This window comes from Geobacillus proteiniphilus, assembly GCF_001908025.1.
Classification (GTDB): Bacteria; Bacillota; Bacilli; order Bacillales; family Anoxybacillaceae; genus Geobacillus; species Geobacillus proteiniphilus.
This window is the reverse complement of record NZ_MQMG01000135.1, coordinates 1-756: the sequence shown is the minus strand read 5'-3', so window position 1 is coordinate 756 and position 756 is coordinate 1. Positions and strand designations below refer to the sequence as shown.

General features: G+C 54.6%; 1 rRNA gene. It reads right to left on the bottom strand.

The annotated features are described in order from the left end of the window. A 23S ribosomal RNA gene (locus BRO54_RS18875) occupies positions 1-284 on the bottom strand; the annotation flags it as partial. Positions 285-756 lie beyond the last annotated feature (472 nt).

Sequence of the window (756 nt, the reverse complement as noted above, 5' to 3'; positions counted from 1 at the left end):
CGCCTCTTGGTTTGGGCTGTTCCCGTTTCGCTCGCCGCTACTCAGGGAATCGCGGTTGCTTTCTTCTCCTCCGGGTACTAAGATGTTTCAGTTCCCCGGGTGTGCCCTCCATGCCCTATGGATTCAGACATGGATACTGCCCCATTACGGACAGTGGGTTCCCCCATTCGGACATCTCCGGATCAACGCTTGCTTACAGCTCCCCGAAGCGTTTCGGCGTTTGCCCCGTCCTTCATCGGCTCCTAGTGCCAAGGCATCCACCGTGCGCCCTTTCCAGCTTAACCTATTGCGCTCTCGGCTTCTTCCTTACTGTCTAGCTTCGGCTCGCCGCCGCTCGGGGGCAAATAACCTTCGCCTTCGGGATGTAAACATCCCTCTAGGCGAAGAACATTTGCCCATCGCGATCGCCAGGATGGCGATATTTCGCCGTTGCCCGCAGGACGCGGGCCGCTTTTAGGCGAAATAACGAGCCTCCGCTTTTCCGGTTATCTAGTTTTCAAGGAACGAAGTAGCTCCTTTGAATTCGCTTCTTCGCTGGTTTGCGTCGAGGAATTCGGCTTCTCCGAATCCGCTTGTAGACGCAGACGCAAACGAGAATGCTTCTTGAATTTGCTTCTCTGCAGTCTTGTGCCGAGGAATCTTGCTTCCCTGAACCTGCTAGCAGACGCAGGCACAGATGCAAAGCAACTGAAGGAATTGCTCATTCCTTCAAAACCGAACGAAACGAAAGCGCGGTTGTGCACCGAATCACGACTA